Genomic DNA, 26,128 nt, shown 5'->3' on the forward strand with positions numbered 1-26,128 from the left:
CTTACTCCCAAAAAATTGGTCGTTAAGATGACCTCTTATGAAAAATTCTCTCGTTATCTTCTTATCACTAATTTTTCTTTAAACTTTGTAATTGCTGAAGCAACACATCAATTTCAGCTTGTAGATGTAAATATTTGACTTGTTGCACCACTGGATAAGCTTTGGTTACTTTCATCATCTGATTATCTTTATCTTTCACCCCGAATGATTTTTTATTGGAACGGTTAGAGGTAATTTCAGAAGGTTCGGAAGATGAACGAGATAAAATTTGAGTTGTCATAGATTTATTAAGTATATTTACTTATCTTAGTTTGTTCTGCGATGCACATTATAACCAATCTTCGCGATCGTGTATAGTGCATTACGTTAAATTTTGTCACTATGGTGATCTGCTTACTGTTGTCTGTGATACACAGTCATTAAATTTCCTTGAGCATTATAGACTTCAATAGACTTACCGGTTTGATTACTAATTTTTTGTAAGCGATGTTCAAAGGTAGAAAGATGATTTAATAATTCGACTTGAATTTGTAAATTGCCTTGTGCTTTTGCTTGTAACGCTGTCATCCATACCTGTTCTAAATACTGAGATTCTAGTTTCATTTTTATTAATTCTTCTGTTATTTCATAGTCACATATTTTCTGTTTAAGGGTACACATAGCATTTAATTCTGATGTAACTGTTTTTGATTGTGTTATTTCATTTAATTTCTTGATAGCTTGATTTAAGGATAAATTATAGGTTGAAATGAAGGGTTGAACTTGATTCCCTGTGAAAGTATTTTGAGGCAATTTTTTGATATAAACGACAGCCATATTCCAATAGTTAACAGCTTGTGACCATTGATTATTTTTTTCTGCTTGTTGTGCTAAATTAGCATAATTTTTTGCTTTTTCATACATCTTAACTGATATTTCTTCTTGTTTTTTTCGTCTTTCTATTCTTTTTTGGTTAGATAAATAGGTTTTTAATAGAAGACGAGAAGATTGATAAAAGCTGGTATTGGGTTGTATTTCCTGTAATCGTTTTATGGCGGTTGACCAAGTATTATAAACTAATTGCAAATCAGATAATCTATCAGCAGTATTTTCTCTTTTTTGAGCTAATAAAGCGGCTTTTTTAGCTTGTTGCAAACTTTTTTGTGCTTGCTTTTCTGAAGCAAGTTGATTGTTAATATCTTCTAGCATTTTTGAAAATTTTTGATAATCTCTATTTTTAATTTCATCTAAAAACTCATCATTTTTAAGGGTTTCAATACTTTTAAGCCCTGTTTTTATTTCTTGTCTCACTCTTTCTAATTTAGCCATAGATAAAGCGGATTCTTTGGGCAAAGAAATTAATTTTTCTATTTTTTCTCTAGTAGAAGTTAATAATAATATATTGTTTAGTTTCTGTTGATATTCCTCTTTTAATCGAGAAGAAGGTTGATAATAATCTGACCAAAAAGGGATGGGTTTCAATAAGTCAATGGCTAATTCTAATTTTTCTTGAGCTATCTTTAAATCTGAACTATACCCATTATTTATTAATAACATTTCAGTCTGATCGGAGAGTTCTTGCGCTTGCTTAATTTCTGAACATTCACTAAAAATACAGGGACGAGTTAAGCCATAAATAAGAGTTAAAAGGGTAAAAGTTCCTAAACTTCCACCCATGACTAACCATGATAATTGATTGGATTTAAAGTTGCTATAGAGAGACTTAATCAATCCTCGATGCCAGTTAAGGATTAAATTTCTATAATTTTTAATCAAAATTCTTTTATCTTTATCGAATAATTCCCAAGCTAAAATCTCTAATAAATTAGGTTTTTTTTCTTTTTCTAAAAAACAATATTCTCCATTGATATAATAATAAATTTCAATAAAATAAGCTTGGGATAAATTCTCTTGTTTTAAAACATTGTATAACAACCCTTCAATTGTTTCTAAATGGAGAGAATAAGAGTAAGGAAAATCCACTAAAATTAGTAAAACTTCCCCTAAAAAACAATTGATTGATAAAGGAATAGTCCCTAAATTAGATTTTTCTAAGTGCTTTTCTAATAGTATTTCTAAAGACCTTAATCTTGTTGTATTCGGGATAGTCTTTCGACTGATTATACCTTCTCTATTATCGAGCATAACATCTCGTAAATTGGGCTGTTCACCTAAGTCTAAAAAACAATATTTATCATCAATAAAATAATAAATTTCAATAAAATAAGCTTGGGATAAATTCTCTTGTTTTAAAACATTGTATAACAACCCTTCAATTTTTTCTAAATTAAGAGCATCATGGTTAGAAGATTCCACTAAAATCAGTAAAACTTCCCCTAAAAAACAATTGATGGATAAGGGAATAGTCCCTAAACTAGAGTTTTCTAAGTGCTTTTCTAATAGTATTTCTAAAGACCTTAATCTTGTTGTATTCGGGATAGTATTCATTAAAATCACCACTCCTCTGTCATAGATTGTCCCATATTGCCATATTTATCACCGCTTCGCTTCTCGATGTTTTTGTTAACCTCTTGTTAAATACCGTTAAGCGTCAGGAACAAACCCCTTAAAATCTGTTCTCAATAACTATAAGTGACAAGGAGTAACCCAAAAATGCTTTATCTTCTCGATTTTCAGGTAGAGTATGGCCCAGCAATGACACAGAAGGATTTGTTTTCTGTGTGGTCAAAAGAAGCAGAAGCAGCCTTAAACGCAAAAAAAGCCGGTGTAGTAGTCGATTTATGGAAATGTGTCGGAGAACGACGGGTTATTGCCATTGTTAACGTAGAATCTCCCGATATGCTCGATCAAATTTTGTTTACTTTACCCATTATGAAAGCCATGGGGCAATATGTTAATGTTAAAGTCACCTCATTGCGTCGTTACGAAGACTTTGCTAACGATGTTAATCAATGGTTACAAGAGTAGGCAATAAATATAATAAAATCAAAATGTATCTGAGTTAAATTATCTCAGTTGTCATTATCATTCATTACAATGCAATATGAAATCCGATATAAACCAGCTTTTGCTGCTATCTTTGTCACCTTAGCACCGGGTGAAAGTATTATAGCCGAAGCTGGAGCCATGGCCAGTATGGATGGTCGTTTATCCATGAAAACAAAGCTATCTGGTGGGTTTTTTGCAGCTATATTACGAAAATTTTTAGGGGGCGAATCCCTATTTGTCAATGTCTTCAAAAATCAAACATCTCAACCCTTAACCCTCGTTTTAACCCAATCAATTATAGGAGACGTTGAATCGGTTGATTTAAGAGGCGATGAAATCTGTTTTCAACCCGGTGCATACATTGCCAGTAGTCCTAAAATTAACTTAGGGGTACGGTGGGCTGGTTTTGCCAGTTGGTTTGCAGGAGAAGGGTTATTTAAGTTAAAAGTCAGTGGTCACGGAACCGTCTTTTTTGGAGCTTATGGCGGTATCAGTAAACAAACCATTACAGGGGAATTTATTGTCGATAATAGTCATTTAGTGGCCTATAGTCCTGGAATTAAGATGGGTATTGGCTTATCCGGCGGATTAATTAGTTCTGTTACCTCTGGAGAAGGATTAGTCAACCGTTTAAAAGGAAATGGCGTGATTTATCTACAATCTCGTAGTGTGAGTGGTTTAGTGGGATTTTTACGGCCTAAAGTGAAATAATGGATATTCAATTAATACATCAACCCGATAGTGCGATCGCAAAAATTATCCTAAATGCAGGAGAAGAAATTGTTGCTCAAGCCGGCGCAATGGTGGCCATGAGTGGCTTTATCAACACCAGTACCACCCTCAGACAAGGCAAAGGCGGCGGCATTATGGGAGGGTTTAAACGAATGTTAGGGGGGGAATCTCTCTTTTTAAGTGTGTTTCGTTCCCCCACTGCAGACGGGGAGGTATTTCTTGCCCCTAGATTGATGGGTGATATCTTAGTGTATGAGATGCAAGGTCAAGAATTAGTGGTACAAGCCGCTTCTTATTTAGCTTCTGCTAATGATGTAGACCTTGATTTAGGGTTTCAAGGAATGAAATCTTTGTTTTCTGGGGAATCAATTTTTTGGCTGAGTGTCACAGGATATGGACCCGTCATTTTAACTTCGTTTGGCGGTATTTATGAAATTGAAGTGGACGGGGATTATGTGGTAGATACCGGTCATATTGTGGCGTTTGAGAGAAGTTTAGATTTTCGCATTGATAAAGCTAATACCAGTTGGTTAGGGGCGTTTTTTGGCGGTGAAGGATTTATTTGTCGTTTTCGCGGGCAAGGTAAAGTCTATTGTCAAACCCATAACCCTGGTAGTTTTGGGTCTATTGTTGGTTCTCAGTTACCACCTAGATAACTTGAGCACCGGAGAAGGGAGAAGGGAGCGCCGGAGAAGGGAGCGGAGGGAGCAGAGGAAGATTAAAACTATTGCCTATTGCCTTTCGCGTAGCGGTATAGTTCTTTATTATTTCAGGTAAAAATTAGATGTCAAACATTGCTTATCAAATTGAACATTCTCCAGCTTATGCTTCATTAATTCTTGATTTGCGTCCTCAGCAAACGGTTTTAGTTGAAGCTTCGGCTATGGCTGCGATGGATACTTCTATCAAAATGAAATCTAAGGTAAAAGGCGGATTAATGAAAGGGTTAGGCCGAATGTTAGGGGGAGAATCCCTTTTTATTAATCAATTTACCGCCGAAAATAATTCAGGAAGACTTTATGTTTCTCCTGGGGTTCCTGGAGATATTCAACACTATTCTCTAGAAAGTCGTTGCGGTTTATTAGTTCAATCATCGGGGTTTGTTGCTTGTAGCGATACCGTAGAAATGGATACTCAGTTTCAAGGGTTTAAAGGGTTTTTTAGTGGAGAATCTTTATTTTTATTAAGGGCAACCGGACGGGGGGATTTTTGGTTTAGTTCCTATGGGGCTATTTTAGAAGTTCCTGTTAAGAATAATTATGTAGTTGATACCAGTTATGTCGTCGCATTTGAAGATACTTTAAACTATAATGTAGAAATGATTGGGGGTTTATCTTTTAGAAATTTACAAACAGGGATTTTAGGCGGTGAAGGGTTAGTTTGTCGCTTTAGTGGTCAAGGTCGTTTATGGATTCAAAGTCGTGCTATTTATCCTTTATTAAACTTTTTACGTCCTTTTCGACCAACAAAAAGTAGTGATTAAATTGACAATTATATCCTCTTCTCAAAAGTTATTACAGACTTAAGTATTCATTGCGAGGGGTAATATAAATAGTCAGCATTAAATTTTACTGACAATCCCCTAACTCTGTTTCTTCAATTAATAACTGTTTAATAAGGTTTATTATGTATTATATTTGTATTTTTAATAATAACTTTTTTGAGCCATTTTTCTAAAAAAAGTAACCTAGACTACCAAATACCCTAAAAACTGTATCATTTTGATACATGATTATGTTCGATAATTTTCCATTCAGAAACGAGATCATGGGGTTGACAGACCGTACTACTTTTTTATATAATTTTCTACAGTGTTAGGTGTATGGGTAAAAAATATGTCTGCCTATAAAGTCTTTTCAGGTGGGTTAGACAGTGATTGAGTGAACAGTAACTAACGACTAAGTATTTTAACCTAAACATAGGTGTTGATTAATCATGGTGGTCAAGACGGTGGATAAACTTAAGGAGTTATATGAAATTGATGATTATCTGTGGATAGAAGAAACGGTTAAATTATTGAAAGGGAAACGGTTTGAGGAATTAGATTTAGATAATTTAATTGAGGAGTTAGAGGACTTGGGGAGTGAAAAACGGCATAAGGTAGAAAGCTTATTAAAGCAGATAATTTGTCATTTATTATTATTAGAGTATTGGGATACAGAATATGAAAGAAATTATCGACATTGGAGATCAGAAGTTTTCAACTTTCGAGATCAGCTTAATGATCGCATAACCACTAACTTTTATCAGTATCTAGAGGAAAATTTAACAAAAATCTATCAAAAAGCACGTAAATATGTACAACTTAAGTCAGGTTTAGATACGTTTCCTCAAGACTGTCCTTATACGTTACAACAATTATTGGATGAAGATTGGTTGCCCAAGAAATAGCTAGAAACTAGTTATTTCTACGATGTAAAGTCACTTGTTTCAACTCAGTTAAATTAGAAACACCAGCGCAGAAAGTAGCAATTTTCAGGGTTTCTAATAAGATGGAGAACTTATCATAAACCCCTTGAGATTGATGGGTCGCAGCATCTAATAAAGGGGCTGCGCTGCCTACCAAAGTTGCTCCCAAGGCGATCGCTTTAGCTGCATCGATTCCGTTACGAATACCGCCACTGGCAAACACCGGTAACTCTGGCACAGCTTTTCTTACCTGCATCAAAGACATGGCTGTAGGAATGCCCCAACCGGCGAAACAATGGGCAATTTGACGGCGACGAGGATCTGATTGTCGGTGTGCTTCGACTTCACTCCAACTGGTACCACCTGCACCCGCTATATCAATGGCAGACACGCCACAGTCAGCCAAACGACGGGCAACTTTACCACTGATGCCGTTACCCACTTCTTTAGCGATGATGGGGATATCTAATTGAGTGGCGACGGTGGCAATTTTATCATAGAGTCCTTTCCAGTTGCGATCGCCTTCTGCTTGTACTGCTTCTTGGAGGGGGTTGAGATGAAGAATCAAAGCGTCGGCCTCGATCATCTCCACGGCTTTTTTAGCTTCATCGATGCCGTAACCATAATTGAGTTGCACTGCCCCTAAATTAGCCAATAAGAGGATATTTGGGGCAACTTGTCGTATTTTGTAAGTTTTGCCTAAGTCAGGCTGTTCAATGGCTGCCCGTTGGGACCCCACTCCCATGGCAATACCTAGGGCTTGGGCTGCTTCTGCTAAATTTAAGTTAATCTCGTGTGCCGACTGGGTACCGCCGGTCATACTACTAATGAGGAGAGGGGCTTGTAGGGTTTTGCCCCACAGTTGTAAGCTAAGGTCAACCTCATCAAGATCCACGTCAGGAAGGGCATCATGTTCGATGAAAAATTGCTCAAACCCTGTGGTGATGCCTTTCCCTTTCACATCTTGTTCTAGAACAATATTAATATGATCGGCCTTTCGATTTTCGATTAAGGTCGGGGGCATAAGGGAAGATTCATTGACAGAGGGAGACATAGGTGACAGTATGTTATATCGCTTTTTTAGCTTATCTTAGCAAAAAAGAGAAATTGGGTAAGTCTTCACAGGATTAAAAGGTTTCTAAAAACCTTTTACTTAGTATTTGACGATAATTTTAATGATTCCAAAAAGATGAAAATTAGCCAAACAATTGAACAACTCCGTCGACTGACACAAATTAATGTACAGAATAATTGGTTAGGTACTTCAGAAGAAATAGAGATCAACAATATTAATGTTGATAACTTAGACTTAATGATAGGTAATGACAAAGGATATTTAATCTGGGAAGGAGGAAGTCAATTAAAATGGTTAGTGCAAAAATTTATTATTCCTGAAGACTTAGAAAGTTATCCTTTGCAGGGACTTTCCTTGAGATTATCTCTTGTCTGGTGGGCAGAAATAGCGCAAATTTTTGTTAATGGTAAGTTAGTCCAAGAAGGAGATTTATTTGATAGTTTAGCTAGAGTTTTATTAACTGATTTTGCTCAACCAGGACAAGAATTTTTATTGTGTTTACGGTTAATAAGTCCTGGCCATGATATTGGGGCATTAATGAAGTCTCAATTATTATATGAAAGTGATTATAATTCTCTCGACCCTGGTTTTGTTGCTGATGAAATTGCTGTTTTATTTAACTATTTATCAAAGTTTAAACCTGAAACATTAGATTTTGTAGAAGAGACTCTCAATAAGATTGATTGGAATTATGTTCACAATAAAAACAAATTTAATGATGAATTAAATAAAGTAAGAGAACAATTACAACCTCTCAGTAATGAGATTAAACAACGTCATTTTAACATTGTTGGTCATGCTCATTTAGACATGGCTTGGTTATGGACAGTAGACGAAACCTGGGAAGTTGCAGAACGAACCTTTAGGTCAGTGATTAACTTACAACAAGAATTTAATGACCTTACATTTTGTCATACAACCCCCGTTCTTTACGAATGGATCGAAAACAATCGTCCTGAGCTTTTTAAACAGATTCAAGCCTCATATCAAGCAGGTACATGGGAAATTTTAGGAGGGATGTGGGTCGAACCAGAGGTTAATTTAGTGTCAGGAGAATCTATTGTTAGACAGATTTTGTATGGACAAAAATATATCAAAGAAAAATTCGGAAGCATCACAGAAATTGCCTGGCTACCTGATAGTTTTGGATTTTGTTTACAGTTACCGCAACTATTTAAACAAAGTGGAATCAATTATTTTGTTACGGGTAAACTTCACTGGAATAGTACCGTAGAATTCCCTCATGGGGCTTTTTGGTGGCAATCTCTTGATGGCACACAATTATTAACCGTAATGTCTCCCCCCAATGTGGAAGGAGTGATGACAACCCATCCTATTACTATGACTAACTATAGTGTGAAATGGGAACAACAAACGGGGTTAAAAGAAATACTATGGATACCAGGAGTTGGAGATCATGGCGGTGGTCCAACCCGTGACATGATCGAAGTTAGTCAACGCTGGCAGCAGTCTCCTTTTTTCCCAAAAGTTGATTTTACAACGGCTAAAGGTTATCTAGATAAGGTTAAAAATATTGTTGAAAATGGTTTAGAGATTCCTATATGGGAGGATGAACTTTATTTAGATTTACATCGCGGTTATTATACCAGTCACGCTGATCAAAAATATTATAATCGTCGAAGCGAAGAATTATTATATGAAGCGGAGTTATGGTCATCTTTAGCAGCTATGATTGAAGATAAAACAATAGATAATGAAGTAAAAAGTAGGATAGAATTAGCTTGGAAAAAAGTCTTATTTAATCAATTTCATGATATTTTACCAGGAACGGCTATTACCGATGTTTTTGTACAAGCAAATGAAGAGTGGAAAGAAGTTCAAAGTATAGGCAAAAGTATCTTAGAATCTGCCTTAGAAAAAATTATATTATCTATTCAAATTCCTGATATGACTGAGATTGAGGGAAAGCCGATTATTATTTTTAACTCCCTAAACTGGGAGCGATCGCAAATAGTAGAAATTGATAACAATTATGATGTTTATGACTTAGAAAATAATCAATTAATTACTCAAGTTTCCCATAACAATAATTTATTATTTTTAGCTGAAGCCATTCCTTCTATGGGTTATCGTATGTTCTGGCTGTTTCCTTGTGAGAGTAAGAAAAAAGAACCAAAAATATTGCAGCAAAAAGAAACTATTTTAGAAAATGAATATCTGAAAGTAATAATTAATAATACGACAGGAAACATTGATAGTATATATGACAAAAATTATGATACGGAAATTTTAAAAGGAGAAGGAAACCAATTACAAAGCTTTCAAGATCAAGGACAATATTGGGATGCGTGGAATATTGACCCCAATTATAATAATTATTCCTTACCTGATACAAAATTAAAATCCATAGAAACGTTAGAAATAGGACCGTTGCGATGGAAAGTGAGAGTTATTAGGACATTAGGAAAATCAGAGTTTACACAAGATTATATCTTGCAGAAACATTCAGCAATTTTAGAAATTAAAACCAAAGTTAATTGGCAAGAAACCTATGTATTAGTTAAAGCAGCCTTTCCTTTTAACTTAATAGCAGACTATACCAGTTATGAGATTCCTTTTGGAACCATTCAACGAACGAATTTACCCCAAACTTCCTATGAAAAAGCGAAATGGGAAGTGCCGGCTTTACGATGGGCAGATGTAACTGATAATAATAAAAACTATGGAGTTAGCTTGTTAAATGACTGTAAATATGGCTATGATAGTCAAAGCGATCGCTTGAAACTTACCCTACTAAAAAGTCCCCGATGGCCTGACCCCACTTGCGACATTGGACAACATGAATTTACCTATGCTATCTATCCCCATCAAGGGAGTTGGCAAGAAGCAAAAACCGTGCAAAAAGCCCGTGAATTAAATATTCCTTTAAAAGTGGTAATTCCTAACAATAAAATCAATAATCAAGGGACATTACCCCCCATTTTTTCAGGGTTAACCATAGAACCTGATAACTTGATTATCTCTGCATTAAAACCCGTAGAAAATGGAAGTAATGAGTATATTTTGCGCTGCTATGAATGTGAAGGGAAACCCACTAATCTTGAGATCGCAAGTGATTTAAACTTAAGATTAGGTCAAGCAGTTAACTTATTAGAAGAAAAAACCAATGATGATAATAAAATCCAACCTTGGAAAATTGCAAGTTTTGAACTAAAAAAAGAATAGTGTCTGTTTTTTGGTTTTTTTGTACTAGCAATGAGATATTAGTAAACAAATTTTAAATAAAGTTTAAGAAATAATGATGATTTAAGGTATGTTGAAAGTAAAATGTTTATTCTGAACAATATTTTAGGTAATGACTCAAACAAAGCAATTTAAGAGACTCAGTTTACCTTAATTCATTAAATTCGTAGGTGTGAGAATTAATTTCAATGTTGAAATTTTTACTAACGATGACAGTATCTCCGACCATAATCGGTCTGTCTTTTTTGGTTGCCCAAACAGCGATCGCTTCTTCTGATAACAACGAGAACCGAGAAACGGTTTCTTCCATAGAAGCTTTAGAAGTGATTCGTAACCGTCCCCAATTAAAAACCCCCCTGAACCGCGATACGTCTAAACAGTTTCAGGATGTAGGCAGTAGCCCTTCTATGACTCAAGTAACCAGTGTCGGGGAACTACGGGATATTTCCCCCACAGACTGGGCTTATGAAGCCTTACGCAGCTTAGTAGAACGGTATGGTTGTATTGTAGGCTATCCCGATCGCACCTATAGAGGAGATCGAGCTTTAAGTCGTTGGGAGTTTGCAGCCGGTTTAAATGCTTGTCTCAATACCATGGAGCGACTGATCCAGGAAAATGTCGCCGTTTTACGGGAAGATATCGAGAAATTAAAACGGTTGGCACAGGAATTTGAGCAAGAATTAATCGCTTTAGGTGCTAGGGTCAGTAATCTTGAAGAAAGAGTCGCTTTCCTAGAAGAACATCAATTTTCCACCACCACCAAGTTAAACGGAGAAGTCATTATGACCCTCTCCGGTGCGTGGGGAGAAAGGGCCTTAGATTTTCGTGAACAAGACTTATTCAATCAAGGGTTACTCGAAAGACGGCGCATTGATGACAATGGGGTAATTGGTCATCGAAGCCGTTTTAACTTCGATACCAGTTTTACTGGAGAAGACTTACTCAAAACCCGTTTTGAAAGCGGTACCATTGTTAACTGGTCAGACCCCACCGGCACCGAAATGGCCCGTCTTGGCCATGACTCTGAAAGTGGTAGTGATACCTTCATCGATGACGTTTACTATCGCTTCCCCATTGGCAACTTAACCACCTGGGTAGGGGCAAACTCTTTAGATATTGACGATATTTTTGATGTCGGTAACCCCCTCTTATTCGCTGAAGAATCTGGGGGTTTATCCCGTTTCATCCGCTATAACCCCATTACCTTCCGTGGACCAGAAGGAAAAGGTATCGGTATCAACTATGCGTTCAATGATGTCTTCATCCTCAGAGGACTCTATTTAAGTGACACTGCGAATGATCCCTCTCTGGGCAATGGTTTATTCAACGGTAACTATAGTACAGGGGCCCAGTTAGGGGTTTATCCTAGCGATGCTTTCAGTTTCACCTTTACCTATCTTCACTCTTACTTTGCGGCCGGAAATTCTGATATTTCTTCGAGTACCGGTAGTTATGTCGAACCGGATAACCAAACCCCCCAAACCGGTCAAGGGATTGCGAAAGATCCCTTCTTAGGGGCCCCAACCATTCGGGATAGTTATGGTATTACAGGAAACTGGCGTATTAATGAAACCTTTAACTTCTCTGCTTGGGGGGGTTATGCGTTAGCTCGCGCCCAAGGTTTAGATGCTGAGGGAAATAGTCGTAAAGGCTTTGGGTCTGATGTTTGGGCTTGGAGTGCATCTTTATCCATGGTGGATATTGGTAAAGAAGGGGCGGTTTTAAGTATTGCCGGGGGTTCTATTACCAATAGTCGGCGAATTGATGCCCTTACGGGAGATTTAACGGTTCCTGACCAAGATACGCCCTATATTATCGAAACTCAATATCGTTATCCCCTCAACGATAATATTTTGTTGACTCCAGGGGTGTTTGTTATTCTGCAACCGGATGGTAATAACGAAAATAATAGTATTTGGGTGGGTGCTTTACGAACCACATTTACTTTTTAAAAACCTATCTTAGAGATTTCTCCTGTCTACTTTGATATAAGCCAATAACACGAAAATGAACTAACCTTTTAAAGATTAGTTCATTTATTTATTTCTACTGTTTGGACTCATTTATACTAAATCCGATTCTCAAAACCCACTTATAGAGTTCTCGAAAAATCTCTCTCCCTGCTCCCTTTGCTCCGGCGCTCCCTGCTCTCGCAAAAGGGAGGTATGGCAAACGGATTTAGTATTAGTTATAGGTAATGCTTTGTAGCTGCATATTGACAGTATCTAGATAAGCTTGATTACTGATATAGTCAGAAGATAGTCTGCCTTTAGTAATAGCACTTCTCACGATGATTTCTGCATCAATTTTTTGCGAGATTAATGCCTGTTTAAATGCTCCATGACTAGGAATTCCTAAATCAGAAAAATATCCTCGATAAGCCAGTTGTACGAGGTTAACGGGTGTGACTTGAGCAAAACTTTCGTAAGAGGGTTGAAGATTAACTTTAGCCACTTCTTCAGAAGCAATTGCTGGAGTAGCAACGTTTGAAAGAAGAACGACTGAAATGCCACCAAGAATAAGATTTTTCATAGGAATTATTACAGACTATGCTGATGAGTAAGGAGCAGAACGAAAGGATACTTTTTGTCATCAAAGCTTGAAATTAAACTGATAGATATCTTGATTAACTTCAGGATAAATCTTGACAACATCTGAACTAACCATAAATCACATTTTAAAAGGTAGTAGTATAAGTCGTCTTCCCCCAATTAGGTCATACCATTGGAGGACGAGAATAATTGAAAACTCTAATTTCCTGAAAATGGTTGAAAAAAAATTGACAGTTTTTTTCTTTAGAAATCGCTCTAAAAGGGAGTAAGCTGTTGTGCATTTAAACTGGGATAAGTCAAATTATGTATAAAAGCTGTATCCTAACCCATTTTTGCCTTTTGCCTTTTGACTTTTGACTTCTAAAACACATTTAAAATGTGTTTTAGCTTATCTGTTATAATAAAAATGCTATAATTAGCATGAGAAAATTGTGAAACTTCTGGTCGCCGTTGACTGTTCTGATTCTACGCAAAAAGTAGTTAACAAAGCCCAAGAAATGGCTAAGGCTTTGTCAGCAACATTATGGATTATTCATGTTGCCCAACCAGAACCGGATTTTGTGGGTTATGAAACCGGACCCCAAACAGAAAGAGATTATGTTGCTCAAAGATTCCGCACCGAACATTCTCAAATTCAGGAAATAGCTGAAATATTACGCAATCAAGGCATAGAAACAACCGCATTATTAATACAAGGACCAACAGTAGAAACCATTATCACAGAAGCGAAAAAATTAGAAGCAGATATGATTATTATGGGATCTCATGGACGTAACCCCATTTCTGAACTGTTTCTAGGAAGTGTCAGTAAAGGGGTTATTTCACAGTCTAATTGTCCTATTCTAGTGGTTCCCATTCATTAATTAATGCGAACTTAGATGATCATCGGTTACTGACGAAGATAGGCAAAAGGCAAGAGGCAAAAGCGAGTGTCTAATTCGTCGTTGTACGGCGAATGTAAGAGACACTCAAGACAGGCAAGAGTGTTTCATGTTGATGCTAACTCATTCATTATTTTCCACTCAATTTAACCAAGCCAATACCGCCAAAATATAACCCTAACACAGCAGAAGCTAATAACGATTGAGTCAAAGGATCAGTGGAAGGGGTTAAAACTGCCCCTAAAATAACTGCCCCTAAAATGATGACACGCCATCCTTTTAACATCTGGTTTGATGAGACAATGCCTAACTGTCCTAAAATTAATTGAATGACAGGAATTTGAAAGGCAATGCCTGTGCTAAACATTAATAATAAAACAAATTCAAAATAACGATCAATCGACCAAGATTGTTCAACAACATCGGCCCCATAACTAATAAAAAAGTTTAAAGCAGCCGGAATTAAAGCCCAATAAGAAAAGCCAATACCGGCAAAAAATAAAACACCCGAACCCAACACCACCGGGCCTAATAAACGGCGTTCTCGACGGGTTAAACCGGGTAAAACAAACTGAATCACCTGATAAAGAATAAAGGGACTGGCCACTAATATACCGCTATAACCTGCCACCTTAATAGAAACAAAAAAGAACTCCCCAGGGGCCAACTGTAAAAATTCAACTCCTTGTGCCGGAATTTGTAGCCATCTCACTAGGGGTTTGACTATCAGAAAACAGCCGATCATGGCAATCACTACGGCAATTAACGCATAAAAAATACGCATCCGTAGTTCTTCAAGATGATCAAACAATGACATCTCTAGTTCATCGGGTATTTCATCGAGATAAGTGTTGTTTTCAACTTCGGTACGGGGTTGACTATCGGTTTGGGTCATAACATCTCTGCCATGGAGTTGATCATTTCCTATTGTAAGAAAAAATGTTCAACTTCTGCGACTATTGTGGGAGTAAATCAGCCGAAATGAGGCGATCGCGTCCTTGTTCTTTGGCTTTCAATAAAGCTAAATCGGCCTTTTGTAACAAGACTTTAGGGTTTTCTCCATGATTGGGAAAGGCAGAAACCCCTAGAGAAACGGTAATTATTCCTAAAGATTGGTGGCTGTATTGAATATGTAATTGTTTAATACCTAAGCGTAATTGTTCAGCCCTTTCTATAGCATTTTCTAAAGACGCATGGGGTAAAATAATGGTAAATTCTTCTCCTCCAAAACGACAAGCAATATCCGACTGACGGACATTTTCTTGTAAAAATGTGCCAATACTTTTTAAGACCATATCCCCGGCCTCATGACCAAAGGTATCGTTAAACTGTTTAAAATGATCCACATCTAACATAATAATTCCCAAGGGCTTATTTTCTCGAACCACTCGATGTAATTCTCGATCAATAGAAGCATCTAAATAACGACGGTTAAACAGTCCGGTTAAAGGATCTCGGAAGCTTTGATATTGTAGGGTTTCTCTCAGCTTTAAATTAGCTAAAGAAATCGCGATTTGTTTAGATATTGCCTCAGCTAATCGCTTTTGACTGAGGGTTATTGCTTGTTCTGATATTGAATGTAAATAAAGTAATCCTAGGGTGTCTCCTTGTGCCATCATCGGGACACATAAGGTATTACCTAAATTATCATTTTTTTCAATATGTTGACAATATAAATTAGGATAATCAGTCTTTCCTGAATGACAGGTTCCTCGTCTTAAACCCCAACATTGCTCAGGGTTTATCATATTATTAGTATTTAAATTTTCTCCCCAATTTGCTATTAATTCTAGTAAATCATGGGATGGTTTAAGGGTAAATACTGCCCCTGCAAACTCGGGGAATATGGGCTTTAATAAATCGGATAAAGTGGTTTCTGCTTCTGAGATAGATAAACAAGCTTGTAAAAAATCTGTCATTTCTCCTAATAGGATCATTTCTTGAGTCCTAGTTTCTAATTCTTGTACTCTTTCTCCTAATTGTTGGTTGACATTTTTAATGGATAATTCTGTTTCTTTTTTGAGGGTAATGTCAGAGGCAATAGTTAAAATTTGCTTTGATTTTTGTTCAGTATTTCGACTAAAAACTGTTTTTCTAGTTTGTATCCAATGCCAATTGTTTTGACTATCTTTGAGACGACATTCTATTTCTAAATAGCTATCGTCTTTTAAGTTCATACATCGTTCTCGATACTGTTTCATTCTACCTTGATCTTCAGGATGAATTAAAGAGGAAAAAATATCGGCTTCCATCTGGTTGACTTCTTGCAGGGTATACCCTAAAATTTCTGTGATAAAACGGTTACAATAAATAGTTTTATTGTCAATTAAATCATAAATATATAAAAGGTTTGGGGTTAAATCAGCAATACGTTGAGTAAATCTTTGATTTTCTCGTAAAGCAGTTTCAAAATTTTCTCTTTCTTGAACTTCAATTTTTAATTGTGTATTGGTTTGTTCGAGTTCTGCTGTTCTTCGTTTCACTCTATTTTCTAATTCTTCATTGAGTTGACGAATAATTTTTTCTGCTGTTTCTTTTTCTTTTATTTTTGATTCTAATTCACGATTTAAAACTTCTAATTCATAGGGGGAACGTAACGCTAACGCTTTCGGAACAATAGGAATTAAACTAATAGCTGTATAAAGAGAAATCATAGCAGTAAAGCTTTTAATTGCTCCTGATAACCAATAAATAGGGATATAAAGGGTGATAACTGAAAAAATATGAGTCGTTCCACAGGATAAAATAAATGCCCCAAACAGAATGATAACCCCTTTAAAGGGCATATCTTGTCGCTGACGAATAAAATATAAGAGAATAATAGGAATAGAAAAATAAGCAATGGCAATAAACCCATCAGAAATAATGTGTAACCATAGCAAAGACGGTTGCCATAAATAACAATGTCCATGAGGAATATATTGATCATGGGAAAAGAGTTGGGTGAAAAATTTTTGCATTATTTTGAGTGGAAAATTAATGGTATTTTAAACTGTAAAGTGTCTTGAAATAATTAGATTAGGTTAAGAAAAAACGGTCAAAATTAACAACAAAAATAAAATAAAAAAATAACGAGGAATTGTCAGAGTCAAAAGTATCATTGCCATAATCAAGTTAATTTTAACTTATTCTTTATTGTATAGTAATCCTGTTGTTCTCCAAATTCAGTAAACTCACTGAACTGTTTGTAAAATTCCTTAACGTAGAGTTAACCAGGGAGTTTGATCAATGCTATGATCTCAAAGAAAACGTACAAAATGAAAATTTCAGATGACAGATTTTTTATTAGTCACTGATCTCGATCAAACTCTTATTGGTGATGATAGGGCTTTAATTACGCTTAATGAAATATTAGAAGAAAACCGGCAACAAAAAGAGATAAAACTCGTCTATTCTACAGGGCGATCGCTAGAACTTTATGGTCAACTTAATCAAGAAAAACATCTATTATCCCCAGATGCTTTAATTACCTCTGTAGGAACAGAAATATACTTTCATCCTATCAAAGATAATTTTGATTTACAATGGGCTAATAATGTTTCTGAAAATTGGGATCAAGAAGCGGTATTTTCTGTTGCCAGTCATTTTGCTGATTTAGTCTTACAACCCTTATCCGAACAAACCCCTTTTAAAGTGAGTTATTATTTATCTGAGAAGATAGCCCAGGAAGTGATTCCCCGATTAAAAGCAGATTTAGCCAGAGAAAAGTTAGAAACTCAAGTGATTTATAGTGCCAGTTATGCTCTAGATATTTTACCTAAAAAGGGAGGCAAAGGATCAGCCTTACAATACTTACGAAAACAATGGAAAATAGCAGCCAATAAAACCGTTGTTTGTGGTGATTCTGGTAATGATATTACCCTATTTAAAGGAGAAGAAAGAGGAATTATTGTGGGCAATGCTAAATCAGAACTTTTACAATGGTATGATCAACATAAAACCCCATTTCGTTACTTAGCAAAACAACATTGTGCTAGAGGAATTTTAGAAGGGTTGAATTATTTTGGATTTATTACAACTTAAATTAAACGACTGTGATTAGTTATTTAAAAGGCATTCCCATCGAAGTTACTAAAAATACCAATAATCGTGTCATATTGGTGTTAGAAGTCAATGAAATTGGCTACGAACTACAAATTCCTTCAAAACTTGCCCGAGAAATATCTCAAGAAAAATTAGAAAACATTCAAGTTTTTACCCATGTACAAATCAAAGAGGATCAGCAAATTTTATATGGATTTTCGACCACAGCAGAACGAGAATTATTCCGTCAATTAATCAGTGTGAGTGGCATTGGCGCACAATCAGGAATTGCCTTAATTGATACATTAGGATTAGAAGAATTAGTGCAAGCCATTGTCACAGGAAACATTAGAATCTTATCTCAAACCCCAGGAATTGGTAAAAAAACCGCCGAAAGAATTGCCTTAGAATTGAGAACTAAACTATCACAATGGCGAAAAATGGTAGGAGTCACCGTTACCTCCTCTGCTGCCATGCCATCTTTAGACATTTTAGAAGACATTGAGATGACCTTGTTAGCTTTAGGTTATACTAATGAAGAGATTAATAAAGCTATTTCTACTTTAAGTCAAGACAATCTAATGTTAAAAAATACCAATACAGAAGAGTGGATTAAAGAAGCGATCGCTTGGTTAAGTCAGTGATCAGTTATCAGTGATCAGTCATCAGTTTTTGAGTTATAAGTAATGTCCTTATCAAGAATCCAACAACTAGAACAATATACCCTTACCCACCCTCAAGAAGTATTATTAATAACCGTTAAAATTGAGGAAGACATGGATCAATTAATGATTTTTAAAGGGTTTTCTAGTTCGATTATGAAACCAACAGAATTTAACCCCGATGTTCCCATGCTATCCGATCAAGCTAATATTATTAGTATTGATCGGATTAAAAGCCCTTATAACCCCAACGATCCTAATTATATAGAAAAAGGATTAACTTGGAAACAAATGGAAAATCTGCTATAGTTTAAGATGTAAATTATTAATTATTAATTATTAATTATTAATTATGACCGCCCCCTTTACCCCCGAAGAAATTGCAGCAGAAGGCATCAAACCTTCTGAATATGAAGAAATCGTCAAACGGTTAGGAAGACACCCCAACAAAGCAGAATTAGGGATGTTTGGGGTCATGTGGTCAGAACATTGTTGTTATAAAAATTCCCGTCCCTTGTTGAAAAACTTTCCCACCGAAGGCGATCGCATTTTAGTGGGGCCAGGAGAAAATGCAGGGGTTGTAGACTTAGGAGAAGGGTTAAGATTAGCCTTTAAAATAGAGTCCCATAACCACCCCTCTGCCGTGGAACCGTTTCAGGGGGCAGCCACCGGAGTCGGAGGCATTTTACGGGACATTTTTACTATGGGGGCCCGTCCCATTGCCAGTTTAAATTCCCTGCGGTTTGGAGACTTAGAAAATGCCAAAACCAGACGTATTTTTGCTGGCGTTGTTGAAGGAATATCCCACTACGGAAACAGTGTGGGAGTGCCAACAGTTGGGGGAGAAATTTACTTTAATTCTGCTTACAATGGCAACCCCTTAGTTAATGCTATGGCCTTAGGTTTAATGGAGACAAAAGACATCGTTAAATCTGGGGCTTCAGGAATAGGAAATCCTGTCTTATATGTAGGGTCAACCACCGGCAGAGATGGCATGGGAGGAGCAAGTTTTGCTAGTGCAGAATTAACGGATCAATCAATGGATGATCGCCCGGCGGTACAAGTCGGTGATCCTTTCTTAGAAAAGTCTTTAATTGAAGCCTGTTTAGAAGCATTTAAAACCGGGGCAGTGGTAGCAGCCCAGGACATGGGAGCAGCCGGAATTACCTGTTCTACGTCTGAAATGGCCGCAAATGGAGGAGTTGGCATCGAATTAGACTTAGATAAAATTCCTGTGCGAGAAACAGGAATGGTTCCCTACGAATACCTCTTATCAGAGTCTCAAGAACGGATGTTATTTGTCGCTCAAAAAGGTAGAGAACAGGAATTAATTGATATTTTTCATCGTTGGGAACTGCAAGCAGTGGTAGCAGGAGAAGTTATCAAAGAACCCATCGTTAGAATACTATTTAAAGGAGAAATTGCCGCCGAAATTCCTGCCAATGCGTTAGCCGATAACACCCCAATTTATCATCGAGAATTATTAGAAACGCCTCCCGAATATGCCCAAAAAGCATGGGAATGGACAGAAGATAGTTTGCCCAGTTGTACAGCAGAAGGGATAGAAATTAAAGGAGAATTAAAAACTTGGAATGATATTTTATTAACCCTTTTAGATACTCCTTCTATTGCCTCTAAAAAATGGGTTTATCGTCAATACGATCATCAAGTGCAAAATAACACCGTTATTTTACCTGGTGGGGCCGATGCTGCGGTGATTCGTGTCCGTCCTATCGATGCGAAACCTGATACTTGTAAAATAGGGGTGGCTGCTACCACTGATTGTAACTCCCGTTATGTATATTTAGACCCCTTAGAAGGAGCAAAAGCAGCCGTAGCCGAAGCCGCCAGAAACCTCAGTTGTGTGGGGGCTGAACCCTTAGCTATTACTGATAATTTGAATTTCGGTAGTCCTGAAAACAAGATTGGTTATTGGCAATTGGCTTTAGCTTGTCAAGGAATTTCTCAAGGATGCAAAGAAATGAATACCCCTGTGACGGGGGGAAATGTTTCCTTGTATAATGAGACAGTTGATAGTCAAGGAAACCCAACCCCAATTTATCCCACACCCGTCATAGGAATGGTGGGATTAATACGGGATATTACTAAAGTTTGTGGTCAAGGTTGGCAAAATGAAGGGGATATTATTTATTTATTAGGGGTTGACAATAAGCCCAGTTTAGGCGCATCTGAATATTTAGCAACTGTTCATGATATTGTGTCAGGAAAACCTCCAAAAGTTGACTTTGAAACAGAACGTTTAGTACAAAAAAGTTGTCGGGATGGGATTGGTCAAGGTTGGATAAAATCGGCTCATGATTGTGCAGACGGAGGGTTAACCGTTGCTTTAGCTGAATGTTGTATTAGTAGTAATTTAGGGGCAGATATTCAACTAAATAATCAAGAAAAAATACGGTTAGATAGTTTACTATTTGGAGAGGTTTGTGGACAAATTATTGTATCTGTAAGTCCCGAAAACCAGCAAGAATGGGAAAGTTATCTACAGGGAAACTTAGACAAGAATTGGCAAAAAATTGGTCAGGTGAAATCTAAGCAACTCGATGTTAAATTATCCGATAAGTCCTCTATCATTAATCTAGAACTCACAGAAATGATTAATGTGTGGTCGAATGCCATTGAAAGAAGATTAAAAAGTTAATGCTAAATTAGGAGAAAGTAACTCATGTTATCCATTGAAAAAACCTATCAACAAGCATCAGAAAATTTAGAGATTTTACTGAATCAAATTGAGATGGATAATAGTATTGCTATTATTACTCGCCCTGGACATAAAGATATTGCTATGTTATCGGCTGAGGAATTAAATAGCTTATTAGAGACTGTTCATTTATTAAGGAATCCAGCTAATGCTCAACGTTTATTTGCAGCCATTGAACGTTCTATAAAACGAGACTCTCAACCTAAAGAAGGGCAAACAGTTGAGGAACTTTGTGAGGAATTAGGTATTGAAAGAGAACCCTATAGCCATTATTTTTGATCAACAGTTTCGTGAGGATTTAATGTGGTGGTATAAAACGAATAAAAAAACCGTTTCTCGTATTTTGGATTTAGTAGAAGCAGTTACAGAAAATCCCTTTTCAGGCATAGGAAAACCTGAACCTTTAAAATATATTGAGGCTAATGCCTGGTCTCGTCGTATTACTCAAGAACATCGTTTGATTTATCGGGTCCAAGATGATTGTATTCAGTTTTTAGCAGCAAGATATCACTATGGATAAATCAATATTTTTGTACTAAAAGCCAAACTCAAGATATTTGTTAGGATCAAAGTAATCCCACTTGAATTAAGCAAATTCGCTAAAATATAAAGCGATCGCTAATATAATCTAATGTTTTATTATGGTCTATTTTTGGCAATACCCTGCTAAGATAAAGTTAAACATTTGTTAAGAATTCTTTATTATTTTTACAGAAGTTACCCTAAAATTCTCCCTAACACTGTTTTCAGGAGTTCACCCCTAACATGAGTGCCAAAAAAAAACCTTCCCCCACCTATGAGTTATTAGATTCATCTTTTGATGGTGACGATTATCCCTTAGATAAGCCGGAAGAAGCTTGTGGCGTTTTTGGGGTATTAGCCCCCGAAAGAGAAGTGGCGAAACTGGCTTATTTTGGTTTATACGCTTTGCAACACCGTGGCCAAGAATCCGCCGGCATCGCCACTTTAGAAGACGATGTGATTCACGTCCATAAAGACATGGGGTTAGTGTCTCAAGTTTTCAAAGAAGAAATCTTAAATAAACTAACCGGAACCCTGGCGGTAGGACATACTCGCTATTCCACCACCGGATCAAGCCATAAAGCCAATGCTCAACCCGCCGTTTTGACCACTCGCCTTGGTAATTTAGCATTAGCACATAATGGTAATCTTGTCAATACCCTAGAATTACGTCAAACCCTAGAACAACGGGGTTGTGATTTTAATACCACCACTGACTCAGAGATGATTGCCGTAGCCATTGCCCAAGCAGTAGATCAAGGGAAAGACTGGTTAGAGGCTGCCATTAGTGCCTTTCAACTGTGTTCGGGGGCTTATAGTTTAGTCATTGGAACCCCTCAAGGATTAATGGGGGTGAGAGATCCTAACGGTGTTCGGCCTTTGGTGATCGGAACCTTAGACGATAATCCCCGGCGTTATGTACTTGCTTCAGAAACTTGCGCGTTAGATATTATTGGGGCCGACTATTTAAGAGATGTCGAACCCGGTGAACTGGTGTGGATCACAGAAGAAGGGTTATCTTCATTTCATTGGGCAAAACAACCCCAACGAAAATTATGTATTTTTGAGATGATCTATTTTGCCCGTCCTGATAGCTTGATGCACGATGAAACCTTGTACAGTTATCGGGTACGGTTAGGACAGCAACTAGCCAGAGAATCCTGTGTTAAAGCCGATTTAGTTATGGGGGTTCCTGACTCTGGTATTCCTGCCGCTATTGGCTTTTCTCAAGTGTCGGGTATTCCCTACGGGGAAGGATTAATTAAAAATCGTTATGTGGGACGGACTTTTATCCAACCCACCCAACACATGAGAGAGTCGGGGATTAAAATGAAGTTAAACCCCCTCAAAGACGTTTTAAATGGCAAACGGGTGATTATGGTGGATGATTCCATTGTTAGGGGAACTACCAGCCGAAAAATTGTCAAAGCGTTGCGAGATGCAGGAGCGAAAGAGGTTCACATGAGGATCTCGTCTCCTCCAGTTACCCATCCTTGTTTTTATGGGATTGATACGGATAACCAAAGTCAACTGATTGCGGCTAGAAAATCCGTTGCTGATATTTGCGAACAGATCGGAGTTGATTCTTTGGCCTATTTAAGCTGGAAAGGAATGTTAGAGGTGACAGGAGAAGATCCCAATAGTTTTTGTTCGGCTTGTTTTACAGGGGATTATCCCATTACGATTCCTGATGATATCAAGCGGTCTAAATTGATGTTAGAACAAGTCAACGCTTAATAATCAGCTTTTAAGAACAATAATCCCCTTTACCCTAGTACATTTATTCTAGTTGTACTAGGGTTTTCTTTGGTCGCATCACAATTCTCATTAAAATATTTTTTCTGTAGCAATAATTACACTTTGTAAAAATAAAATGTAACTTTAACTACTTTTTATAAAATAGAGTCAGAGAACATTAACATAACAGGAAAAATCAATGCACGTTAATATTCATGAACTCAAAAACGCTAAAAATCAGATTGTTGCCACCAACGGAACCCTACGCAAACATAAAGACAACCCTGTCATGATCATCCTCCTGGTGGTTTTAAGTTCATTTGTTTTAGGTTCCTTACCCCTTATTTATGGGTTTCTCTTTACTTCGTCTTCAACGGAAGCACCAACGGTTCCCCATGAGGGTGTATTATGGAACTCGGTTGATAATTAATAATTGGTAAATTTGGAATAACTAAACAAAAAAGCTAAGACTTAAGAATTAGCTTTGATGATCAATCATCACTAGAGTAAGAAAAGCTATAATAATTAATTTGGGGCGAATAATTCACCCCAAAAGCGGACTAAGCTTAAATATCTAAATCATTAAGATCCAACTTAGGCCCATAGGTTTCGATAAATTCCCGTCTTGGGGCGACACGATCGCCCATTAAAATAGTAAAGATGCGATCGGCTTCCGCTGCGTCTTCTATTTCTACCTGTTTCATGCGACGAGTTTCTGGGTTCATGGTTGTGTCCCAAAGTTGGGTAGGCATCATTTCCCCTAACCCCTTAAACCGTTGAATACTATAATTAGCATTAGCCGGTAAACTATTAATATGCTCCTGTAATTGTCGTTCGTTATAACAATAGACATGGTTGCGCCCTCTCTCTACTTTATACAAAGGAGGACAAGCAATATAGACATAGCCTTGATCCACTAATGACCGTTGGTAGCGATAGAAAAAGGTTAATAACAAAGTCCGAATATGCGCCCCATCCACGTCAGCATCGGTCATAATCACGATACGATGATAACGCAATTGTGCCGGATCAAATTCTTCCCCTTTTATGCCTAACCCCAAGGCCGTAATTAAAGATTGAATCTCGTTATTTTTGTAGATTCTCGCATCATCAGTTTTTTCAATATTAATAATCTTACCTCTAAGGGGTAAAATCGCTTGAAACCGTCGATCTCTTCCTTGTTTTGCTGAACCGCCAGCGGAGTCTCCTTCGACTAAGAAAATCTCTGATTCTTCGGGATCTCTGGTACTGCAATCGGCTAATTTTCCGGGTAACGGCGAAGACTCTAAAACGGACTTACGACGCACTAATTCTCGGGCCCGTCTGGCGGCTTCTGCTGCTTTAAAAGCTTGTACCGCTTTCTCAATAATACTATCAGCAACATGGGGATTAAATTCTAAGTATTCGCCTAACACTTCCCCTACCAAAGAGTCAACAATACCCCGAACTTCTGTATTCCCTAATTTCGTTTTTGTTTGCCCTTCAAATTCTGGTTCGGGAACTTTAACCGAAATGACACCCGTTAACCCTTCTCGGACGTTTTCACCCCCTAAGTTAGAATCATTATCCTTTAATTTGTTGCGTTTACGAGCAACATTATTCATGGTTCGGGTGAGGACAGTTTTTAACCCCTCTAAATGGGTTCCTCCATCAATGGTGCGAATATTATTAGCAAACCCTAACAAGTTATCACTGTAAGCATCGACACACCAGAGTAAGGCGACTTCTACCTGTGTCCCATTCTTTTCCCCTGAAACGAAAATAATATCTTCATGGAGGGGATCTTTATCCCGACACATATAAGTGACATATTCCTTAATTCCCCCTTCGTAGCAATAACTTTCAACATGGGGTTCTTCTTTTCGATTATCTGTAAAGGTTATTTTTACCCCTGCATTAAGATAAGCTAATTCCCTTAATCTTCCTGCCAAGGTACTATAATCAAACTCAGTTCCTACAGTAAATATTGTTTTATCAGGTAAGAAAGAAATGGAAGTCCCGGTCGAGTGATCCTTGTCTGGCTTTGTTTCTAAATCAGTCATAGGAACGCCCCGTTCATACCGTTGTGTATGAACCTGATCATCTCGCCAAACTTTAACAATTACCCATTCTGATAAAGCGTTAACCACGGAGACACCCACACCGTGTAACCCTCCTGAAACCTTATAACCGCCCCCTCCAAACTTTCCGCCAGCATGAAGAACGGTCATTACCGTTTCTAGGGCAGACTTTCCCGTACTAGGATGAACATCAGTGGGGATACCTCGACCATCATCGGTCACTGTCACGGAACCATCAGCGTTAATATCAATTTCGATATGGGTACAATAACCAGCTAAAGCCTCATCAATGGAATTATCCACAACTTCGTAGACAAGGTGATGAAGTCCCCTCGGACCAGTGGTTCCAATGTACATCCCTGGACGCTTGCGGACGGGTTCTAACCCTTCAAGAACTTGAATTTGCTCTGCACCGTAATTACTTTTTGTGGTCATGGAGTTTCCTTGATAATGGCTTGTAAGGTGGCTGATGCCGACTCAATGGCAAAATCTTCAAAAATTGTAACACATAAGGGTTAAAGGCTGCTTAAACTTGAAATGAGAATATTTATTTTGTGAGGTGTAGATAAGTAATAAATCCCTTTTAACCATAATTTACCCGTTACGGTTACGTCTATTCATAGT

Annotated in this window: 23 protein-coding genes; 16 read left to right on the forward strand and 7 right to left on the reverse strand. The window is 37.3% G+C overall.

What is annotated here, in order from left to right; all coding sequences use genetic code 11:
* Positions 1-67 precede the first annotated feature (67 nt).
* On the reverse strand, positions 68-280 hold the full coding sequence (locus tag C4E06_RS00005) for an aspartate kinase (protein ID WP_107666194.1): 213 nt from the start codon (positions 278-280) through the stop codon (positions 68-70).
* 113 nt (positions 281-393) lie between these two features.
* The gene (locus C4E06_RS00010; RefSeq protein ID WP_107666195.1) at positions 394-2,427 is read right to left on the reverse strand and encodes a hypothetical protein; all 2,034 of its coding nucleotides are present in this window, start codon (positions 2,425-2,427) and stop codon (positions 394-396) included.
* Between the two features lie 165 nt (positions 2,428-2,592).
* Here C4E06_RS00010 and C4E06_RS00015 point away from each other — a divergent pair, with 165 nt between their 5' ends.
* From C4E06_RS00015 to C4E06_RS00035, 5 genes are all read left to right on the forward strand, one after another.
* Entirely contained in the window at positions 2,593-2,907 is a 315-nt protein-coding gene (locus C4E06_RS00015; protein WP_107666196.1) for a muconolactone Delta-isomerase, read from the forward strand.
* Positions 2,908-2,976: 69 nt separating this feature from the next.
* Entirely contained in the window at positions 2,977-3,639 is a 663-nt protein-coding gene (locus tag C4E06_RS00020) for a TIGR00266 family protein (protein WP_107666197.1), read from the forward strand.
* Entirely contained in the window at positions 3,639-4,316 is a 678-nt protein-coding gene (locus tag C4E06_RS00025; protein WP_107666198.1) for a TIGR00266 family protein, read from the forward strand. Before C4E06_RS00020 ends, C4E06_RS00025 begins: the two co-directional genes overlap by 1 nt.
* Before the next feature lie 128 nt (positions 4,317-4,444).
* Positions 4,445-5,143, forward strand: coding sequence for a TIGR00266 family protein (locus C4E06_RS00030; RefSeq protein WP_107666199.1), 699 nt, complete (start codon positions 4,445-4,447; stop codon positions 5,141-5,143).
* Positions 5,144-5,595: 452 nt separating this feature from the next.
* Complete coding sequence (locus C4E06_RS00035) at positions 5,596-6,051, forward strand: DUF29 domain-containing protein (RefSeq protein ID WP_107666200.1); 456 nt, start codon at positions 5,596-5,598, stop codon at positions 6,049-6,051.
* A gap of 7 nt (positions 6,052-6,058) precedes the next feature.
* Here the strand turns inward: C4E06_RS00035 and fni are convergent, their stop codons facing one another.
* Positions 6,059-7,123 carry a type 2 isopentenyl-diphosphate Delta-isomerase gene (gene fni, locus C4E06_RS00040; protein WP_107666201.1) on the reverse strand — a complete coding sequence of 355 codons (1,065 nt, stop codon included), beginning with the start codon at positions 7,121-7,123 and terminating at the stop codon, positions 6,059-6,061.
* 135 nt (positions 7,124-7,258) lie between these two features.
* On the opposite strand from fni, the gene C4E06_RS00045 reads away from it, so the two are divergent.
* Positions 7,259-10,330: an alpha-mannosidase gene (locus C4E06_RS00045; protein ID WP_107666202.1), complete on the forward strand. Its 3,072-nt coding sequence runs from the start codon at positions 7,259-7,261 to the stop codon at positions 10,328-10,330.
* A gap of 206 nt (positions 10,331-10,536) precedes the next feature.
* The gene (locus tag C4E06_RS00050; protein WP_107666203.1) at positions 10,537-12,300 is read left to right on the forward strand and encodes an iron uptake porin; all 1,764 of its coding nucleotides are present in this window, start codon (positions 10,537-10,539) and stop codon (positions 12,298-12,300) included.
* Positions 12,301-12,532: 232 nt separating this feature from the next.
* On the opposite strand, the gene C4E06_RS00055 is transcribed toward C4E06_RS00050, so the two are convergent.
* Positions 12,533-12,880 carry a hypothetical protein gene (locus tag C4E06_RS00055; protein WP_107666204.1) on the reverse strand — a complete coding sequence of 116 codons (348 nt, stop codon included), beginning with the start codon at positions 12,878-12,880 and terminating at the stop codon, positions 12,533-12,535.
* 451 nt (positions 12,881-13,331) lie between these two features.
* Here C4E06_RS00055 and C4E06_RS00060 point away from each other — a divergent pair, with 451 nt between their 5' ends.
* Positions 13,332-13,763: a universal stress protein gene (locus C4E06_RS00060; RefSeq protein WP_107666205.1), complete on the forward strand. Its 432-nt coding sequence runs from the start codon at positions 13,332-13,334 to the stop codon at positions 13,761-13,763.
* Between the two features lie 148 nt (positions 13,764-13,911).
* Here C4E06_RS00060 and tatC read toward each other — a convergent pair whose 3' ends face one another.
* On the reverse strand, positions 13,912-14,676 hold the full coding sequence (gene tatC, locus C4E06_RS00065; protein WP_107666206.1) for a twin-arginine translocase subunit TatC: 765 nt from the start codon (positions 14,674-14,676) through the stop codon (positions 13,912-13,914).
* A 61-nt stretch (positions 14,677-14,737) separates the two neighbouring features.
* The gene (locus C4E06_RS00070; RefSeq protein ID WP_107666207.1) at positions 14,738-16,741 is read right to left on the reverse strand and encodes a diguanylate cyclase; all 2,004 of its coding nucleotides are present in this window, start codon (positions 16,739-16,741) and stop codon (positions 14,738-14,740) included.
* A 310-nt stretch (positions 16,742-17,051) separates the two neighbouring features.
* Between C4E06_RS00070 and C4E06_RS00075 the strand changes: the two genes are divergently transcribed.
* The 8 genes from C4E06_RS00075 to C4E06_RS00110 all read left to right on the forward strand — a co-directional run bounded on the left by C4E06_RS00075 (position 17,052) and on the right by C4E06_RS00110 (position 23,874).
* Positions 17,052-17,804 carry a sucrose-phosphate phosphatase gene (locus tag C4E06_RS00075; RefSeq protein WP_107666208.1) on the forward strand — a complete coding sequence of 251 codons (753 nt, stop codon included), beginning with the start codon at positions 17,052-17,054 and terminating at the stop codon, positions 17,802-17,804.
* A gap of 11 nt (positions 17,805-17,815) precedes the next feature.
* Positions 17,816-18,448 carry a Holliday junction branch migration protein RuvA gene (ruvA, locus tag C4E06_RS00080; protein WP_107666209.1) on the forward strand — a complete coding sequence of 211 codons (633 nt, stop codon included), beginning with the start codon at positions 17,816-17,818 and terminating at the stop codon, positions 18,446-18,448.
* Positions 18,449-18,490: 42 nt separating this feature from the next.
* Positions 18,491-18,775, forward strand: coding sequence for a hypothetical protein (locus tag C4E06_RS00085; RefSeq protein WP_107666210.1), 285 nt, complete (start codon positions 18,491-18,493; stop codon positions 18,773-18,775).
* Between the two features lie 43 nt (positions 18,776-18,818).
* Positions 18,819-21,125, forward strand: a complete 2,307-nt coding sequence (gene purL / locus C4E06_RS00090) for a phosphoribosylformylglycinamidine synthase subunit PurL (protein ID WP_107666211.1) — start codon at positions 18,819-18,821, stop codon at positions 21,123-21,125.
* Between the two features lie 24 nt (positions 21,126-21,149).
* The gene (locus C4E06_RS00095; protein ID WP_107666212.1) at positions 21,150-21,464 is read left to right on the forward strand and encodes a type II toxin-antitoxin system Phd/YefM family antitoxin; all 315 of its coding nucleotides are present in this window, start codon (positions 21,150-21,152) and stop codon (positions 21,462-21,464) included.
* A gap of 22 nt (positions 21,465-21,486) precedes the next feature.
* A complete protein-coding gene (locus C4E06_RS00100; protein ID WP_107666288.1) occupies positions 21,487-21,705 on the forward strand; it encodes a Txe/YoeB family addiction module toxin in 219 nt (72 codons plus the stop codon).
* A 245-nt stretch (positions 21,706-21,950) separates the two neighbouring features.
* On the forward strand, positions 21,951-23,444 hold the full coding sequence (purF, locus tag C4E06_RS00105; protein WP_107666213.1) for an amidophosphoribosyltransferase: 1,494 nt from the start codon (positions 21,951-21,953) through the stop codon (positions 23,442-23,444).
* A gap of 199 nt (positions 23,445-23,643) precedes the next feature.
* On the forward strand, positions 23,644-23,874 hold the full coding sequence (locus C4E06_RS00110; RefSeq protein WP_107666214.1) for a hypothetical protein: 231 nt from the start codon (positions 23,644-23,646) through the stop codon (positions 23,872-23,874).
* Positions 23,875-24,010: 136 nt separating this feature from the next.
* Here C4E06_RS00110 and gyrB read toward each other — a convergent pair whose 3' ends face one another.
* Positions 24,011-25,939: a DNA topoisomerase (ATP-hydrolyzing) subunit B gene (gyrB, locus tag C4E06_RS00115; RefSeq protein ID WP_107666215.1), complete on the reverse strand. Its 1,929-nt coding sequence runs from the start codon at positions 25,937-25,939 to the stop codon at positions 24,011-24,013.
* Between the last annotated feature and the right edge of the window lie 189 nt (positions 25,940-26,128).

Source organism: Cyanothece sp. BG0011 (assembly GCF_003013815.1).
GTDB lineage: Bacteria > Cyanobacteriota > Cyanobacteriia > Cyanobacteriales > Microcystaceae > Crocosphaera.

Coding starts and splice junctions, on each gene's coding strand:
- C4E06_RS00005 (WP_107666194.1), bottom strand. CDS start 280: ATGACAACTCAAATTTTATCTCGTTCATCTTCCGAACCTTCTGAAATT.
- C4E06_RS00010 (WP_107666195.1), bottom strand. CDS start 2,427: ATGAATACTATCCCGAATACAACAAGATTAAGGTCTTTAGAAATACTA.
- C4E06_RS00015 (WP_107666196.1), top strand. CDS start 2,593: ATGCTTTATCTTCTCGATTTTCAGGTAGAGTATGGCCCAGCAATGACA.
- C4E06_RS00020 (WP_107666197.1), top strand. CDS start 2,977: ATGCAATATGAAATCCGATATAAACCAGCTTTTGCTGCTATCTTTGTC.
- C4E06_RS00025 (WP_107666198.1), top strand. CDS start 3,639: ATGGATATTCAATTAATACATCAACCCGATAGTGCGATCGCAAAAATT.
- C4E06_RS00030 (WP_107666199.1), top strand. CDS start 4,445: ATGTCAAACATTGCTTATCAAATTGAACATTCTCCAGCTTATGCTTCA.
- C4E06_RS00035 (WP_107666200.1), top strand. CDS start 5,596: ATGGTGGTCAAGACGGTGGATAAACTTAAGGAGTTATATGAAATTGAT.
- fni (WP_107666201.1), bottom strand. CDS start 7,123: ATGTCTCCCTCTGTCAATGAATCTTCCCTTATGCCCCCGACCTTAATC.
- C4E06_RS00045 (WP_107666202.1), top strand. CDS start 7,259: ATGAAAATTAGCCAAACAATTGAACAACTCCGTCGACTGACACAAATT.
- C4E06_RS00050 (WP_107666203.1), top strand. CDS start 10,537: ATGTTGAAATTTTTACTAACGATGACAGTATCTCCGACCATAATCGGT.
- C4E06_RS00055 (WP_107666204.1), bottom strand. CDS start 12,880: ATGAAAAATCTTATTCTTGGTGGCATTTCAGTCGTTCTTCTTTCAAAC.
- tatC (WP_107666206.1), bottom strand. CDS start 14,676: ATGACCCAAACCGATAGTCAACCCCGTACCGAAGTTGAAAACAACACT.
- C4E06_RS00070 (WP_107666207.1), bottom strand. CDS start 16,741: ATGCAAAAATTTTTCACCCAACTCTTTTCCCATGATCAATATATTCCT.
- C4E06_RS00075 (WP_107666208.1), top strand. CDS start 17,052: ATGACAGATTTTTTATTAGTCACTGATCTCGATCAAACTCTTATTGGT.
- C4E06_RS00085 (WP_107666210.1), top strand. CDS start 18,491: ATGTCCTTATCAAGAATCCAACAACTAGAACAATATACCCTTACCCAC.
- purL (WP_107666211.1), top strand. CDS start 18,819: ATGACCGCCCCCTTTACCCCCGAAGAAATTGCAGCAGAAGGCATCAAA.
- C4E06_RS00095 (WP_107666212.1), top strand. CDS start 21,150: ATGTTATCCATTGAAAAAACCTATCAACAAGCATCAGAAAATTTAGAG.
- C4E06_RS00100 (WP_107666288.1), top strand. CDS start 21,487: ATGTGGTGGTATAAAACGAATAAAAAAACCGTTTCTCGTATTTTGGAT.
- purF (WP_107666213.1), top strand. CDS start 21,951: ATGAGTGCCAAAAAAAAACCTTCCCCCACCTATGAGTTATTAGATTCA.
- C4E06_RS00110 (WP_107666214.1), top strand. CDS start 23,644: ATGCACGTTAATATTCATGAACTCAAAAACGCTAAAAATCAGATTGTT.
- gyrB (WP_107666215.1), bottom strand. CDS start 25,939: ATGACCACAAAAAGTAATTACGGTGCAGAGCAAATTCAAGTTCTTGAA.